This is a genomic window from Geodermatophilus sp. SYSU D01045 (assembly GCF_054050295.1).
Map to the genome: position 1 here is coordinate 1 of NZ_JBJGZB010000050.1, position 14,711 is coordinate 14,711.

Here is a 14,711-nt window from a genome sequence, read left to right on the forward strand (position 1 = left end):
GGCGGGGCGCCCCCCCCCCCCCCCCCCCCCCCCCCCCCCCCTCTCCGGGAGCCCCCATGACCTCACCTGACCGGCCGACCCTCGGGGTGGGCCTCATCGGACACGCCTTCATGGGCGCGGTGCACTCGCAGGCCTGGCGCACCGCCCCCCACTTCTTCGACCTCCCGCTGCGTCCCGAGCTCACCGTCCTCGCCGGCCGGGACCGGGAGCGGGCCACCGAGGCCGCCGCCCGCCTGGGCTGGGCGTCGGTGGAGACCGACTGGCGGCGGGTCCTCGAGCGCGACGACGTCGGCCTGGTCGACGTCTGCACCCCCGGCGACACCCACGCCGAGATCGCCATCGCGGCGCTGGAGGCCGGCAAGCACGTCCTGTGCGAGAAGCCGCTGGCCAACTCCGTCGCCGAGGCCGAGGCCATGACCGAGGCCGCCGAGCGGGCCGCCGCGCGCGGGGTCCGCTCGATGGTCGGGTTCACCTACCGCCGGGTGCCGGCGATCGGGCTGGCCCGGCAGTTGGTCGCCGAGGGCCGGATCGGCCAGGTGCGCCACGTGCGCGCGCAGTACCTGCAGGACTGGATCGCCGACCCGTCGGCGCCGATGTCGTGGCGGCTGGAGAAGGACAAGGCCGGCTCCGGGGCGCTCGGCGACATCGGCGCGCACATCGTCGACCTCACGCAGTACATCACCGGCGAGACGGTCACCGGCGTCAGCGCCCTGCTCGAGACGTTCGTCAAGGAGCGCCCGCTGCCCGCCGCGGCCGGGTCGCTGTCCGGCGTCGCGGGGGAGGGCACCGGCCAGGTCACCGTCGACGACACCGCGGTGTTCCTCGGCCGGTTCTCCGGCGGCGCGGTGGCCACCTTCGAGGCGACCCGGTTCGCCCTGGGCCGCAAGAACGCCATCCGCATCGAGGTCAACGGCTCCGCCGGCAGCCTGGCCTTCGACTTCGAGGACATGAACGTCCTGGAGTTCTTCGACGGCAGCGAGCCCGCCGAGGTGGCCGGCTTCCGCCGCATCCTCGTGACCGAGCCCGGGCACCCCTACGTGTCGGCCTGGTGGCCGGCCGGGCACGGGCTGGGCTACGAGCACGGCTTCACCCACCAGGTCGTCGACCTGCTCACCGCCATCTCGAAGGACGAGGACCCCACGCCGTCGTTCGCCGACGGCCTGCAGGTGCAGCGGGTGCTCGAGGCCGTCGAGCGCAGTGCCGCGGCCGACTCCGTGTGGACCCCCGTCCCCGCCTGATCCGAGAGGACACCCCGCCATGCCCCGTCCCGTCACCCTGTTCACCGGCCAGTGGGCCGACCTGCCGTTCGAGGAGGTGGCCCGGCTCGCCTCCGAGTGGGGCTACGACGGCCTGGAGATCGCCTGCTCGGGCGACCACCTCGACGTCCAGCGCGCCGCGAACGACGACTCCTACGTCCAGGAGAAGCTCGCCCTCCTCGACAAGTACGGCCTGAAGGTGTGGGCCATCTCCAACCACCTCGACGGCCAGGCCGTCTGCGACGACCCGATCGACGAGCGGCACCGCGGCATCGTCAAACCGCGGGTGTGGGGCGATGGCGACCCGGAGGGTGTGCGGCAGCGGGCGGCCGAGGAGATGAAGCTGACCGCCCGCGCGGCGGCGAAGCTGGGCGTGGAGACCGTCGTCGGCTTCACCGGGTCGAAGATCTGGAAGGCCGTGGCGATGTTCCCGCCGGCGAGCGCGTCGATGATCGAGGACGGCTATGCCGACTTCGCCGCGCGCTGGAACCCGATCCTCGACGTGTTCGACGAGGTCGGCGTCCGGTTCGCGCACGAGGTGCACCCGTCGGAGATCGCCTACGACTACTGGACGACGGTCCGCGCCATGGAGGCGATCGGCCACCGCGAGGCCTTCGGGCTCAACTGGGACCCGAGCCACTTCGTCTGGCAGGACCTCGACCCGGTCAGCTTCATCTGGGACTTCAAGGACCGGATCTACCACGTCGACTGCAAGGACGCGAAGCGCCAGGTGGGCAACGGCCGCAACGGCCGGCTGAGCTCGCACCTGCCGTGGGCCGACCCGCGGCGCGGCTGGGACTTCGTCTCCACCGGGCACGGCGACGTCCCGTGGGAGGCCTGCTTCCGCATGCTGAACACGATCGGCTACGACGGCCCGATCTCGGTGGAGTGGGAGGACGCCGGCATGGACCGACTCGTCGGCGCCCCCGACGCACTGGCGTTCGTCCGCCGGCTGGCGTTCGACCCGCCGGCCGCGGCGTTCGACGCCGCGTTCTCGTCCCAGGGCTGAGCGACCCGGCGGTGGACGGGCGGGACCGCCCGTCCACCGCCGGCCTCAGCGGCCGCCGCGCCGGCGGGTGAGGGCGGCCAGCGCGACGAGCACGACGACGGCGGCGGCCTCCACCCAGAAGGACTCCCACCACAGGGTCGCCTCGGTGGTCTCGACGAAGCCGAACAACCCCACTGTCGTCGACACGAGCAGCGCGGCCAGCGACCCGGCCGCGAACGCGGCCCCGAGCAGGGCCGCCCAGGTCACCAGGCGCGCCGGCGCGGCGAGCACGAGCAGCGCGCCGCCGATCCCGAGCGCGGTCTGCACCAGGAACGCCGGGCCGATGACGTCGATGCCGCTGTAGCCCTGCTGCCACAGGTAGGCGTGGATGACGGCGATCGCCGCCAGCAGCGCGGCGCCGACGAGCCGCAGCACCCCGATCGCGACGCCGCTGCGCGAGGAGCGCGTCGCGGTGTGCCCGGTCATGCCGAGACCGTCACGTCGGTCGCCATGCCCATGGCCCGGTGGTTGCCGATCGAGCAGTAGAAGACGTACTCGCCCGCCTCGAGGGTGACCGTCAGCGTGGTCGACTCGCCCGGTCCGATGGTGTCGCTCGCGGCGACGTCCTGCCCGTCCCGCTCGACGACCAGGTCGTGGGTGGCGTTGCCCTCGTTGACCACCTCGATGGTGTACTCGCCCGGGGTGAACGAGCTCTCCGAGAGGTCGATGTACATCTCGCCCTCGGTCGCGGTGACGGTCCGCGCCTCGACCGGCGCGGCGGTGCTCTCGGGCGCTGTGGTCCCGGGCGCGGTGGTCCCGGGCGCGGTGCTGCTCCCGGCGGCGCTCTCCTGGGGGGCGCTCGAGGAGGGGGTGCTCTCCGTGTGCTCGGCCTCGGCGTGCTCGCTGGTCGTGGCGGCGGCGGCGGGGTCACCGCCGCCGCCGTCGTCCGAGCAGGCACTGAGCAGGCCGACGCCCAGGGCGACGACCAGCGGTACGACACGTCGGGTGGGCTGGGACACACGAGCCTCCTCTGAGCCGACGGTGGGGCCCCTCCGGCGACGCCCCACCGCAGGCCCGCGATACTGCAACGCTGCGCCGACTCCCCGTAACCCCTTCCCGCCTCCGCTCAGGTCGGGGACGTCACGGCGCCCACCCGTCGGCACCACGCCGCCACGGTGGCCAGCACCTCGGCGTCCACGGGTCGGCGCAGCTCACCGCGGTAGGCGCGCAGCGACGCCGGCCCCGGCTGGCGGCGCAGCGTGTGCGTGAGGTCGGGGACGAGCAGGGTCTCCACCGGACCGGGGACCGTCGCCGCGATCGTCTCCAGGTCCGCCGGCGGCACCTGCAGGTCCTTGTCCCCGGTCACCGCGAGCACCGGCACGGTCAGCCGGGCGAGGTCGGTGCGCGGGTCGTGGTCGAGGAACTCGCGGTGCCAGCGCGCGTTGAGCCGCACCCCGCCGACCCGGGCGACGTCGGTGGTCGTCGCCCGGAGGCGCTCGTGGTCGGCGGCCACCTTCCGCTCCAGGTCGGTGCGCAGGAGCCGGAGCACGCCCCGGACCGGCGCGGGCAGGGTCGGCCCGATCCGGCGGGCCTGCCAGCGGAGCAGCTCGTCGCCGGGCGTCGCGGAGCCCGCGAGCAGGACCACCCCGGCCACCGGGACGCCGCGGGCCGCGACCGCCGCGGCGAGCAGCGCGCCCTCGCTGTGGCCGGCCAGCACGATCCGCCCGGGGTCCACCTCGGGCCGGGCGGCCAGGGCGTCGCGCGCCCGGGCGAGGTCGTCCGCGGCGTCGTGCAGCCCGGCCCGCCGCCAGTCGCCGGGGGTGCCGCCGACGCCGCGCTTGTCGTACCGCAGGGACGCGAGGCCGGCCTCGGCGAGCGCGTGCGCCAGCTCGCGGGTGACGCCGAAGCGGGCCCGCCGGTGGTCGGAGTCGCGGTCCAGCGGGCCGGAGCCCGCGGCCAGCAGCACCGCGGGGACGGGGCCGGGCGCGGCGGGGAGGGTGAGGGTGCCGGCCAGCGGGGGCCTGCCGGGCACGGTCACCGGCAGCTCGCGCGGGCTCACCGCGGGGCGCCCGAGAGCGCCGCGACGACGGCCGCCGCGTCGTCGACGGTCACCAGGACGGTGTCGACGCGCTGACCGGTCAGCTCCAGGCGCACCGCCGTCCCGCGCCGGACGCTGACGAACGCCTTCCCGCCCCGCCGGCGCCAGGTGCCGATCTTGCGCACGCCGGGCAGGCCGAGGCCGGGGGCGCGCAGGCCGTGGGCGGCGGCCAGCCCGTCGGGGACGACCTCGGCCGAGCGCACCGCGGACAGGGGGACCTCGAGGTCGCGCAGCAGGCCGAGCACCTTCTCGGCCGGGGTGAGGGTGATGCGCAGGGTCTGGGATGTCGTCGTCACGGTCGCCATGGCATGATCATTCCCAACAGTGAGACCGTTGTCAATCATGAGAGAGGTCGAGCGCGTGGCGTCTGCGGACCTGCTGCTCCACCCGGTGCGCCTGCGCGTCGTGCAGGCCCTGCTGGCCGACCGGAGCCTGACCACCGGGGAACTGCACACCGAGCTGCCCGACGTCCCGGTGGCCACGCTCTACCGGCACGTCGGCGTGCTCGCCGAGGCCGGCGTGCTGGAGGTCGTGGGGGAGCGCCGGGTGCGGGGCAGCACCGAGCGCACCTACCGGCTGGTGACCGCCGCGGCCTCCGTCGGGGCGGAGGAGGCGGCGGGCATGACGCCCGAGCAGCACCGCCGCGCCTTCGGCACCTTCGTCGCGGCGCTGCTCGCGGACTTCGACCGCTGGGTCGACGCCGGTGCCGCCGCCCCGGACGGGCTGGATCCCGCCCGGGACGGCGTGGGCTACCGGATGACCGGCCTGTGGCTGGACGACGAGGAGTTCGCCGGCCTGCTCGACGACGTGCGCGGCGTGCTCCGCGCGCGCCTGGGGAACGCCCCGCGCGAGGGACGCCGCCGCCGGCTGGTCGGGACGGTGTTCCTGCCGGGGGAGTGACGGCTCAGGCGGCGCGGACGGTCCGGCGCTCGGCGCGGCGCTCGGCCTTCGACACCCGCGCGTTGGCCCGGGCCAGGGTCTTCGCGGCCCGCTGCACCCGGCGGGACCCGCGGTCCACGGTGCCCCGGGTGAGCAGGCCGACGCCGATGCCGAGCAGCCACACGTCCTTGGCGACGGTCAGCCCCTGCTCGGTCGGCGCCAGGCTGCCCTCCTTGCGCATGCCGGGTGTGCGCAGGTAGAGGCCGAGCAGGCCGCCGGCGAACCCGGTGAGCAGGGCGCCGGCCAGCGCCGTGGGCACGAACGGCGTCAGCAGCGCGGCGCCGACCGCGATCTCCGCCGTCGACAGCGCCTGGACGAACTGCCGCGGCTCGACGTCCTTGAGGAACGGGTACGTGCCGGAGGCGAAGCCGTGCAGGCCGGCCGCGGTCTGCTCGTCGGCGCCGCGCTTGCCCAGCCCGCTGTTGAGGATGAACGCGCCGGCCGAGATCCGCGGGCCGATCTCGGACAGGGTGATGGGCAGGGCCATCGGGCACCTCGCAGGGTCGTCGGGGACGGTCGGGACGACTCTTCCCGACCGTCCCCGGCGTGACACCCCCGGGTCAGCGGCCCCCGCGCCGGGAGCGGCCGCTGAACGACGCCGCCGAGTGCGTGCCGGCCCGGGCGGCGAGCTCCGCGCGCGTGCGCGCGGGGCCCTGCGGGCTGCGGGCCTGTCCGCGGTTCCCGGACGTCTTCGCGGACGTCGTCGTGGCGGCCGCGGGCCCCCCGCCGGAGCGCCGGCGCCGGCCGCCGCCCTGGCCCTGGCCCTGCGGCTGGGGAGCCGGGGTGGGGGCGGGCTCGACGTGCGGCGCGGCCGGGCCGGTGAGCGCGGTGACCTGCTCCGCGCCGGGGCGCACCTGGGTCACGACCGGCGAGATGCCGGCCTGGCGGGCCAGGGTGCGCACCTCGGCGGCCTGGTCGGGCGTCGAGATCGTGACGACGGTGCCGCCGGCGCCGGCGCGCGCGGTGCGCCCGGACCGGTGCAGGTAGGCCTTGTGCTCGGCCGGCGGGTCCACGTGCACGACCAGCGCGACGTCGTCGACGTGGATGCCGCGCGCGGCGATGTCGGTCGCGCACAGCACCCGGGTGCCGCCGGTGCTGAACGCCTCGAGGTTGCGCTCGCGGGCGTTCTGGCTGAGGTTGCCGTGCAGGTCGACGGCGGGGATGCCCGCGGCGGTGAGCTGCCTGGCCAGCTTCTTCGCCTGGTGCTTGGTCCGGGTGAACAGCACGCTGCGGCCGAGGCCCGAGGCGAGCTGGCGCACCACCTCGGCCTTGTCGGCGGCGCTGACCTGGAACACGTGGTGGGTCATGGTGGCGACCGGCGCGACGGCGGGGTCCACCGAGTGCGTCACCGGCCGCGACAGGTAGCGCTTGACCAGGACGTCGACGCCGTTGTCCAGCGTGGCGGAGAACAGCAGCCGCTGGCCGCCCTGCGGGGTGCGGTCCAGCAGCCGCTTGACGCCGGGCAGGAAGCCGAGGTCGGCCATGTGGTCGGCCTCGTCGAGCACGGTCACCTCGACGGCGGACAGGTCGGCGTGGCCCTGGCCGATGAGGTCCTCGAGCCGGCCGGGGCAGGCGACGACGACGTCGACACCGGCGGCCAGCGCCTGCACCTGCGGGTTCTGCCCGACGCCGCCGAAGACGGTGGTGGCGCGCAGGCCGAGCGCCGTGGCCAGCGGCTCGACGGTGGCCATCACCTGGTTGGCCAGCTCGCGGGTCGGCACGAGCACCAGGGCCCGCGGCTTCCGGGCCTGCCGCTTCGTCGTCGAGGCGGCCAGGCGGGTGACCAGCGGCAGGCTGAAGGCGATGGTCTTGCCGGAGCCGGTGCGGCCGCGGCCGAGCACGTCGCGGCCGGCCAGGGAGTCCGGCAGCGTCGCGACCTGGATGGGGAACGGCGCGGTGATGCCGCTGGCGGTGAGCACCTCGACCAGCGGGGCGGGCACGCCGAGCTCGGCGAAGGTGGCGTCGGAGGGGAGCACGGTGGCGACGTCGCCGGCCGGGATCTCCTGCGGCGGCGCGGGTGTCGTGGCGGGAGCCGCCGTCGTGGCGGGAGCGGGGGCGCCGCTGGCGCCGCGGCCGCGGCCGCCGCGACGGCGGCGGGGCCGGGACGTGCCGGTGGGCGTGGGGGACTGCGGGGAGGTCATGGGTTCCTCGGTGGTACTCGGGTCGCCGTCCTCGGCCACCGCACGCGGGCGCACGCCGGCCCCGTCTGCGGGGCGGGTCGCGCCGTGGGCGACGTCGGACAGCCGGGCGCGCCTCCGTGGCGCTGCACCAGCCCGACGTCGAGTCCTGCAGCTCCGGATGAGCGAGGGCGGCGCCGGTACGCCCCACTCAACCAGACGCGGGGGCCGATCCTGCCGTCGTCCCGGGGAGTCGCGTGTCACACCGCCGCGTCAGGCTCCGCCTTCGTCGGGCTGATGGCTCACCGAGGCCCCGCGGAAGGTGCGGCGGTAGGCGCCGGGTGAGACCCCGATCGCGGCGCGCAGGTGGGCGCGCAGCGACGCCGGCGTGCCGAACCCGGCGTCGGCGGCGACCCGGTCGACGGGGACGTCGGTCGACTCCAGCAGCCGGCGGGCCAGCGCGATCCGCTGCCCGGCGAGCCACCGCTGCGGCGACACCCCGGTCTCCTCGCGGAACCGCCGGGTGAAGGTGCGCACGCTCATCCGCGCGTGGGCGGCGAGGTCGGCGAGGGGCAGCGGCTCGCCCAGGCGCTGGAGCGCCCAGGCGCGGGTGGGCGCGGTCCCGGCGTCGCCGGCCTCGGGCAGCGGCCGGTCGACGAACTGCGACTGCCCGCCCTCCCGCCACGGCGCGACGACGTTGCGCCGCGCGACCCGGTTGGCCACCTCGGTGCCGTGGTCGCGCCGCACCAGGTGCAGGAGCAGGTCGATGCCCGCGGCCACGCCGGCCGAGGTGAGGACGTCGCCGTCGTCGACGAACAGGACGTCGGGGTCGAGCCGGACGGCGGGGAAGTTGCGGCGGAAGTGCTCGACGTCGCGCCAGTGGGTGGTGGCCGGCCGGCCGTCGAGCAGGCCGGCCGCGGCGAGCGCCGAGGAGCCGGTGCAGATCGACACCATCCGCGCCCGCCCGGCCGCCTCGCGGAGGGCGTCGCGCAGGTCGTCGGGGATCCGCCCCTCGACGACGGCGGGGCCGCCCATGATCCCGGGGACCACGACCGTGCCGGCCTCGGCGAGGACCGACCCGTCGTGCTCGGGCAGCACCGCGAAGCCGTCGGCCGTGCGCACCGGCCGCCCGTCGAGGGTGGCCACCCGCACCCGGTACAGGGGCCGCCCGTCCCGGTCCTCGGCCAGGCCGAGCAGGCGGTGGGGGAGCCCGAGCTCGAAGCCGACGACGCGGTCGACGGCGAGGACGACGACCTCGTGCAGGGCCGGGTCCGATGTCATCGCCGGACTCGGGCCTGAGGTCATGGCCGGATCCTTGCAGGTGTTGACCGTCGGGCCACTGGTCCGGGAAGCGGACCGTCGGTCATGCTCTCCGCTCGTGACGACGACCGCGCCCCGCCGGACCGCCCGCGTGCACCCCGCCTGGTGGGTGGCCGCGGTGACCTTCCTGGCGCTCGTGGGGGCGGCGGCGTTCCGCGCGGTGCCCGGGGTGCTCATCGACCCGCTGCGCGAGGAGTTCGGCTGGTCGGTGTCGACCATCTCGGCCGCCGTCGCGGTGAACATGGCGCTGTACGGGCTGACCGCGCCGTTCGCGGCGGCGCTCATGGAGCGGTTCGGCATCCGCCGCGTCGTCGTCGGCGCGCTGCTGCTCACCGCGCTGGGCAGCGGCCTGACCGTGTTCATGACGGCGAGCTGGCAGCTGCTGCTGCTCTGGGGCGTCGCGGTCGGCCTGGGCACCGGGTCGATGGCGCTGTCGCTGGTGGCCACGGTGACCGGCCGCTGGTTCGTCGCCCGGCGCGGGCTGGTCTCGGGGATCCTCACCGCCGGCGGCGCGACCGGGCAGCTGGTCTTCCTGCCCGTGGTCGCCGCGATCGCGCAGACCGGTGGCGGCTGGCGGGCGGCCTCGCTCGGGACGACGGCCGCCGCGCTCGCCGTCGTCCCGCTGGTGCTGTGGCTGCTCCGCGACCGCCCGCGCGACGTCGGCGCCGTCCCCTACGGCGGGACCGCCGCCGACGACGCCGAGCCGGTGCGCACCGGTGCCGCGCGCACCGCCGTCCGCGGGCTGCTCGACGCCGCCCGCACCCGGCCGTTCTGGCTGCTGGCCGCGGGCTTCTTCATCTGCGGCGCCTCGACCAACGGGCTGGTGCAGCCGCACTTCATCCCGGCCGCGCACGACCACGGCATGCCGGTGACGACGGCGGCGTCGCTGCTCGCCGTCGTCGGGATCTTCGACATCGCCGGGACCGTGCTGTCCGGCTGGCTCACCGACCGCACCGACCCGCGGGTGCTGCTGCTGGCCTACTACGCGCTGCGCGGGTTCTCGCTGTTCCTGCTGCCGCCCCTGTTCGGGCCGGACCTGCACGTCAGCATGGTCGCGTTCATCGTCTTCTACGGCCTGGACTGGGTGGCCACCGTGCCGCCGACGCTGGCGCTGTGCCGCGAGCACTTCGGCCCGCGGGCGCCGGTCGTGTTCGGCTGGGTGTTCGCCTCGCACCAGGTGGGATCGGCGGTGGCCGCGTTCGGCGGCGGCGTGGTGCGCGACGTGACCGGCTCCTACGACCTCGCCTGGTTCGGCGCCGGCGCCCTGTGCCTGGTGGCCGCGGCGCTGTCGATCTCCATCCGCCGCCGCCCTGCGCCGGAGGCGCCGCCCGCCGCGCCGTCCGAGCCGACCACCGCCTCGGCCGCCACCACCCACGGCTGACGAGGGCCTTCGTAGCGCTATCGGCTGTCGCCGTGAGGCGCCTTCGTAGCGCTGTTGGCTCCTGGGCCTGTGGACGACGCCGCTCGGTGCCTCACGCGTCGGCCACGCTGCCCGGGTGTCCACGTCTCGACGTCTCCTCCCCGGGGTCTTCGTCGGCAGTGCCGCGATGGCGGAGGGCTTCCTGACCCGGGCCCAGGTGCGTCGACGCAGCTACCGTCGGCTCGCCCAAGGGGTGTACACCGACCCGGGACCGCCGTTCGACCACCGGTTGCGCTGTCGCGGCGTCGCGCTCCTCCTGCCGGCGGGAGCCGCGATCGGCGGGCACTCCGCCGCTGCCTGGTACGGAGCCCCGTTCGCCGGAGCCGGGGACCAGGTGACCGTGGTGTGCCCGGAGGAGGTCCGCTGGCGCGGGCCACGGGTGGCTGCCGTCCACCACACCGTCCTCCCACCGTCGGACGTCGTCCTCCACGACGACGTTCCCGTGACGACGGCGCTGCGGACGGCGTGGGACCTCATGACCTGGAGCCGCTGACCACGGCGGTGGCTGCACTCGACGCGATGGTCGCCGCTGAGCACGTGACGGTCCCTGACCTCCTCGCCCTGGCAGGGGCAGGGACCGGCCGGTGGGGCGTGAGCCGGGTCCGTCGCGCCGTGCCCCTGGTCGATGCACGGGCGGAGTCCCCGCAGGAGTCGCGGCTCAGGGTCTGCCTGGTCCTGGCCGGCCTCGACCCCGTGCCGCAGTTCGAGGTCCTCCACCACGGACGGTTCGTCGCCCGTGTCGATCTCGCGTTTCCCGGGGAGCGGCTGGCGGTCGAGTACGAGGGCGCCCACCACTTCCAGGACGACCAGATCCCGAAGGACGACGAGCGGCTCGAGCGGCTGAGGGCAGCCGGCTGGCGGGTCGTCCGGGTGAGCGCCGCGGACCTTCGGGACTCGGAGGCGCTCCTCGTCCGGATCCGAGCTGCGCTGGCCACGGATCCGCGCCAATAGCGCTACAGAGGCTCCGGAGTGGCGCCACGTGGGGGAGCCATCACCGCTACGAAGGCCCCCGGCGGGTCAGCCGGTGCGCTCGAGGGTGAACCGGATCGTCTGCACCCGGATGGCACCGCCGTCGAAGACGAAGGTGTCGACGCCCTCGGCCCGTGCCTTCTCCGACACCGCCCTCCACTCGAGGAACAGGACGTCGTCGACGAAGTGCTGCGTGGGGAACTCCCAGGTGGCGCCGGGGATCTCGCTGAGCATGCCGGCGAAGGCGCTGCGGATGCCGTCCCTGCCCCGGACCACGCCGTCGGGGGTGATGAGCAGGGCGTCCTCGGCGTAGTCGGCCGCGACGGCGTCGACGTCGCCGGCGTCGAGCGCGGCGCCGTGCGCCTGGAAGACCTCGTGCGGGGTGCGGGCCATGGCTCCTCCTCGGTCGGGCGCCCGAGGATGCCCCGGCCGGGCGGACGAGGACAGGCCCCTGCGCACTGCGGGCGTTCCTCGCGCTCTGCCGGTCCTGCAGGACCCGCGGTGCGCGGGGAACGCCCGCGATGCGCTCAGGCGTGCGCGGCCAGGGCGGGGTCGACGGTGCGGCCGGCCATGAGGTCGGCGGCGCGCTCGGCGATCATGATCGTCGGCGCGTTCGTGTTGCCGCGGACCAGCGTCGGCATCACCGAGGCGTCGACCACCCGCAGGCCGTCCAGCCCGTGCACCCGCAGCTGCGGGTCGACCACCGCGTCACCGTCGGTGCCCATCCGGCACGAGGACACCGGGTGGTACAGCGACTCCAGCGTCTCCCGCACCTTCGCCCGCAGCGCGTCGGCCGTGCGCACCGTGCCGCCCGGCGACCACTCCGCGGCCAGCACGGAGGCCAGCGGGCCGACCGAGGCGATCTCCCGGGCCTTCTCCACGCCGGTCACCAGCGCGTCGAGGTCCCGCTCGTCGGTGAGGTAGCCGGCGTCGATGGCCGGGGCCCACGTCGGGTCGGCCGAGCGCAGCCGCACCGAGCCGCGCGAGTGCACGTGCACCAGGACGGCGGCCGCGGTGAACGCGTCGACGTCGGGGTCGACCTCCGCCTGCCGCCAGAACTTGACCGGCAGGAAGTGGTACTGCAGGTCGGGCTGGTCGAGGTCCGGCCGCGAGCGGGTGAACAGCCCCGCCTCGGCCAGGTTCGACGACAGCGGCCCGCGGCGGGCGCCGAACCACTGCGCGTACCCCGACGGCGACTCCGCCCGGAGCAGCGACTTCCCCGACCGCACGTCCCAGATGACCGGCACCAGCGGGTGGTCCTGCAGCCCGCCGCCCACGCCGGGCAGGTCGTGGACGACGTCGACGCCGACCTCGCGCAGGTGCGCGCCCGGCCCGATGCCCGACAGCATCAGCAGCTGCGGCGAGTTCACCGCGCCGCCGCACAGCACGACCTCACCGGCCGCGTGCGCGGTGTGCGTCCGCCCGCCGCGCCGGTACTCGACGCCGGTGGCCCGCCCGCCCGAGACCAGCACCCGGGTGGTGAGCGCGCCGGTGAGCACGGTCAGGTTGGGCCGGCCGAGCGCCGGGCGCAGGTAGGCGTCGGCGGCCGACCAGCGGCGGCCCCGCCGCTGCGTCACCTGGTACCGGCCCACGCCCTCCTGGGCGGCGCCGTTGAAGTCGTCGTTGCGGGGGTACCCGGCGGCCACCGCCGACTCGACCACCGCGCGGGTCCACGGGTGCGGCGAGCGCAGGTCCTCCACCCGCAGCGGCCCGCCGACGCCGTGGAAGCGGTCGGCGCCGCGCGCGTTGTCCTCCATCCGCCGGAACAGCGGCAGCACCGACTTGTAGGACCACGACGGGTCACCGGTCAGCCGGGCCCACTCGTCGTAGTCGGCCGCCGCGCCGCGGACGTAGATCATCGCGTTGATCGACGACGACCCGCCCAGCAGCTTCCCGCGCGGCCAGAACAGCCCGCGCCCGCCGAGGCCCGGCTGCGGCTCGGTCGTGTAGTTCCAGTCCCGCCGGGTGCGCCAGACCTTGTACATCGCGGCCGGGACCTGCACCTCGAGGACGTCGTCGGACCCGCCGGCCTCCAGCAGCAGCACCCGCACCGACGGGTCCTCGGTCAGCCGCGCGGCCAGCGCGCAGCCGGCCGAGCCGGCCCCGACGACGACGACGTCGAACTCCTGCACGTCGCTCACCGGTGCCGCCCGTGGACCATGCCCACGACCCGCGCCACCGCGTCGAACGCGGCCGGCGGGCGGGTGAAGGACATGAGGTCCACCGGCAGCCGGAAGCGCTGCCGCGTGATGGCCTTGGCGCGGGTGAACTCCTTGAGCCCGTCCTCGCCGTGGATCCGGCCGAAGCCGCTCTCGCCGACGCCGCCGAAGGGGAGGGAGGGCACCCCGGCGAAGGTCAGCACCGAGTTGACGCTGGTCATGCCGCTGCGCATCCGGCGGGCGAGGTCCATCGCGCGCGCCGTGGACCGCGAGAACACCGCGCCGGCCAGCCCGTACGACGTCGCGTTGGTGCGCTCCAGCGCCTCCTCGGCGTCGGCGACGCGGGTGATGGTCAGCGTCGGGCCGAAGGTCTCCTCGCGGACCGCGGCCGAGGACTCGGGCACGTCGAGCAGCACGGTCGGCGCGATGTAGTCGGCGTGGGGGAACCCGCCGTCCCCCGTGCCGCCGACGACCGCGCGGCCGCCGGAGGACGTCGCGTCGTCGAGGTGCCGCCGCACGACGTCGGTCTGCGCCGCCATGGTCATCGGGCCGTACGCGGCCTCCTCGTCAGAGCCGGGGCGCAGGGCGCGCACCCGCTCGGTGACCTCCGCGACGAAGGCGTCGTAGACCTTCTCCGTGGCGTAGACCCGCTCGATGCCGATGCAGGTCTGCCCGGCGTTGCTCATGCCGCCCCAGACGGCGGCGTCGGCGGCGGCGGCCACGTCGGCGTCGTCGTCGACGATCATCGCGTCCTTGCCGCCGAGCTCCAGGAGCACCGGCGTGAGCGTCTCGGCGCAGGCGGCCATGACCTTGCGGCCGGTGGGCCCGGAGCCGGTGAAGGCCAGCTTGTCCACGCCGGCCCGGCACAGCGCGGCACCGGTCTCGCCGGAGCCGGTGACGACCTGGAAGGCGTCGGCGACGTCGGGGACGGCCGCGCGCCAGGCGGCGGCCAGCCACGCCCCGACTGCCGGGGTGAACTCCGAGGGCTTGAAGACGACGGCGTTGCCGGCGGCCAGCGCGTAGGCGATCGAGCCCATCGGCGTGAACACCGGGTAGTTCCACGGGCCGATGACGCCGACGACGCCCATCGGCTGGTACTCGAGGTGGGCGGCGTGGTTGGCCGCGAGCATCCCGGCGCGCACCCGGCGCGGGCCGAGCGTCTTCCGCGCGTGCGCCCCGGCCCAGGCCAGGTGGTCGACCGCGAGGGTGATCTCGAGGAGGGCGTCGGCGTGCGGCTTGCCGTTCTCCCGGTGCACCAGGTCGGCCAGCTCGTGCATGCGCCGGGCCAGGTAGCCGCGGTAGGCGGCCAGCCGCTGCCGGCGGCCGTCGAACCCGAGCCCGGCCCAGGGGGGGGGGGGGGGGGGGGGGGGGGGGGGGGGGGGGGGGGGGGGGGGGGGGGGGGGGGGGGGGGGGGGGGGGGGGCGGGGGGGGGGGGGGGGGGGGGG

16 protein-coding genes are annotated in these 14,711 nt (G+C 75.9%); 6 read left to right on the forward strand and 10 right to left on the reverse strand.

Annotated features, from left to right (window positions below):
• Positions 1-56 precede the first annotated feature (56 nt).
• Positions 57-1,238, forward strand: coding sequence for a Gfo/Idh/MocA family protein (locus tag ACI798_RS22820; protein WP_457049029.1), 1,182 nt, complete (start codon positions 57-59; stop codon positions 1,236-1,238).
• A 19-nt stretch (positions 1,239-1,257) separates the two neighbouring features.
• Positions 1,258-2,265, forward strand: coding sequence for a sugar phosphate isomerase/epimerase family protein (locus ACI798_RS22825; protein ID WP_456943509.1), 1,008 nt, complete (start codon positions 1,258-1,260; stop codon positions 2,263-2,265).
• A 45-nt stretch (positions 2,266-2,310) separates the two neighbouring features.
• Here ACI798_RS22825 and ACI798_RS22830 read toward each other — a convergent pair whose 3' ends face one another.
• From ACI798_RS22830 to ACI798_RS22845, 4 genes are all read right to left on the reverse strand, one after another.
• Positions 2,311-2,730: a hypothetical protein gene (locus ACI798_RS22830; RefSeq protein WP_457049030.1), complete on the reverse strand. Its 420-nt coding sequence runs from the start codon at positions 2,728-2,730 to the stop codon at positions 2,311-2,313.
• Positions 2,727-3,263 carry a plastocyanin/azurin family copper-binding protein gene (locus ACI798_RS22835; protein WP_456943511.1) on the reverse strand — a complete coding sequence of 179 codons (537 nt, stop codon included), beginning with the start codon at positions 3,261-3,263 and terminating at the stop codon, positions 2,727-2,729. Before ACI798_RS22835 ends, ACI798_RS22830 begins: the two co-directional genes overlap by 4 nt.
• Before the next feature lie 107 nt (positions 3,264-3,370).
• Positions 3,371-4,303, reverse strand: coding sequence for an alpha/beta hydrolase family protein (locus ACI798_RS22840; protein WP_456943512.1), 933 nt, complete (start codon positions 4,301-4,303; stop codon positions 3,371-3,373).
• On the reverse strand, positions 4,300-4,638 hold the full coding sequence (locus ACI798_RS22845; RefSeq protein ID WP_456943513.1) for a hypothetical protein: 339 nt from the start codon (positions 4,636-4,638) through the stop codon (positions 4,300-4,302). Before ACI798_RS22845 ends, ACI798_RS22840 begins: the two co-directional genes overlap by 4 nt.
• A 64-nt stretch (positions 4,639-4,702) precedes the next feature.
• On the opposite strand from ACI798_RS22845, the gene ACI798_RS22850 reads away from it, so the two are divergent.
• Positions 4,703-5,242 carry a helix-turn-helix domain-containing protein gene (locus ACI798_RS22850; protein ID WP_457049031.1) on the forward strand — a complete coding sequence of 180 codons (540 nt, stop codon included), beginning with the start codon at positions 4,703-4,705 and terminating at the stop codon, positions 5,240-5,242.
• Positions 5,243-5,246: 4 nt separating this feature from the next.
• On the opposite strand, the gene ACI798_RS22855 is transcribed toward ACI798_RS22850, so the two are convergent.
• The 3 genes from ACI798_RS22855 to ACI798_RS22865 form a co-directional block, all read right to left on the reverse strand.
• A complete protein-coding gene (locus ACI798_RS22855) occupies positions 5,247-5,768 on the reverse strand; it encodes a hypothetical protein (RefSeq protein WP_456943515.1) in 522 nt (173 codons plus the stop codon).
• A gap of 73 nt (positions 5,769-5,841) precedes the next feature.
• Positions 5,842-7,422 carry a DEAD/DEAH box helicase gene (locus ACI798_RS22860; protein ID WP_457049032.1) on the reverse strand — a complete coding sequence of 527 codons (1,581 nt, stop codon included), beginning with the start codon at positions 7,420-7,422 and terminating at the stop codon, positions 5,842-5,844.
• A 249-nt stretch (positions 7,423-7,671) separates the two neighbouring features.
• Complete coding sequence (locus tag ACI798_RS22865; protein ID WP_457049033.1) at positions 7,672-8,679, reverse strand: GlxA family transcriptional regulator; 1,008 nt, start codon at positions 8,677-8,679, stop codon at positions 7,672-7,674.
• Between the two features lie 97 nt (positions 8,680-8,776).
• Here ACI798_RS22865 and ACI798_RS22870 point away from each other — a divergent pair, with 97 nt between their 5' ends.
• From ACI798_RS22870 to ACI798_RS22880, 3 genes are all read left to right on the forward strand, one after another.
• Complete coding sequence (locus tag ACI798_RS22870; protein WP_456943518.1) at positions 8,777-10,099, forward strand: MFS transporter; 1,323 nt, start codon at positions 8,777-8,779, stop codon at positions 10,097-10,099.
• Between the two features lie 115 nt (positions 10,100-10,214).
• Positions 10,215-10,631 carry a hypothetical protein gene (locus ACI798_RS22875; protein ID WP_456943519.1) on the forward strand — a complete coding sequence of 139 codons (417 nt, stop codon included), beginning with the start codon at positions 10,215-10,217 and terminating at the stop codon, positions 10,629-10,631.
• Between the two features lie 119 nt (positions 10,632-10,750).
• Positions 10,751-11,089 (forward strand): endonuclease domain-containing protein, encoded by a 339-nt coding sequence (locus tag ACI798_RS22880; protein ID WP_457049034.1) that lies wholly within the window; start codon positions 10,751-10,753, stop codon positions 11,087-11,089.
• Positions 11,090-11,155: 66 nt separating this feature from the next.
• Here ACI798_RS22880 and ACI798_RS22885 read toward each other — a convergent pair whose 3' ends face one another.
• The 3 genes from ACI798_RS22885 to ACI798_RS22895 form a co-directional block, all read right to left on the reverse strand.
• On the reverse strand, positions 11,156-11,500 hold the full coding sequence (locus ACI798_RS22885) for a nuclear transport factor 2 family protein (RefSeq protein ID WP_456943520.1): 345 nt from the start codon (positions 11,498-11,500) through the stop codon (positions 11,156-11,158).
• 134 nt (positions 11,501-11,634) lie between these two features.
• Positions 11,635-13,248, reverse strand: coding sequence for a GMC family oxidoreductase (locus tag ACI798_RS22890; RefSeq protein ID WP_457049035.1), 1,614 nt, complete (start codon positions 13,246-13,248; stop codon positions 11,635-11,637).
• On the reverse strand, positions 13,245-14,711 hold a 1,467-nt coding region (locus tag ACI798_RS22895), incomplete at its 5' end, for an aldehyde dehydrogenase family protein (protein WP_457049036.1). The genes ACI798_RS22895 and ACI798_RS22890, both read right to left, overlap by 4 nt.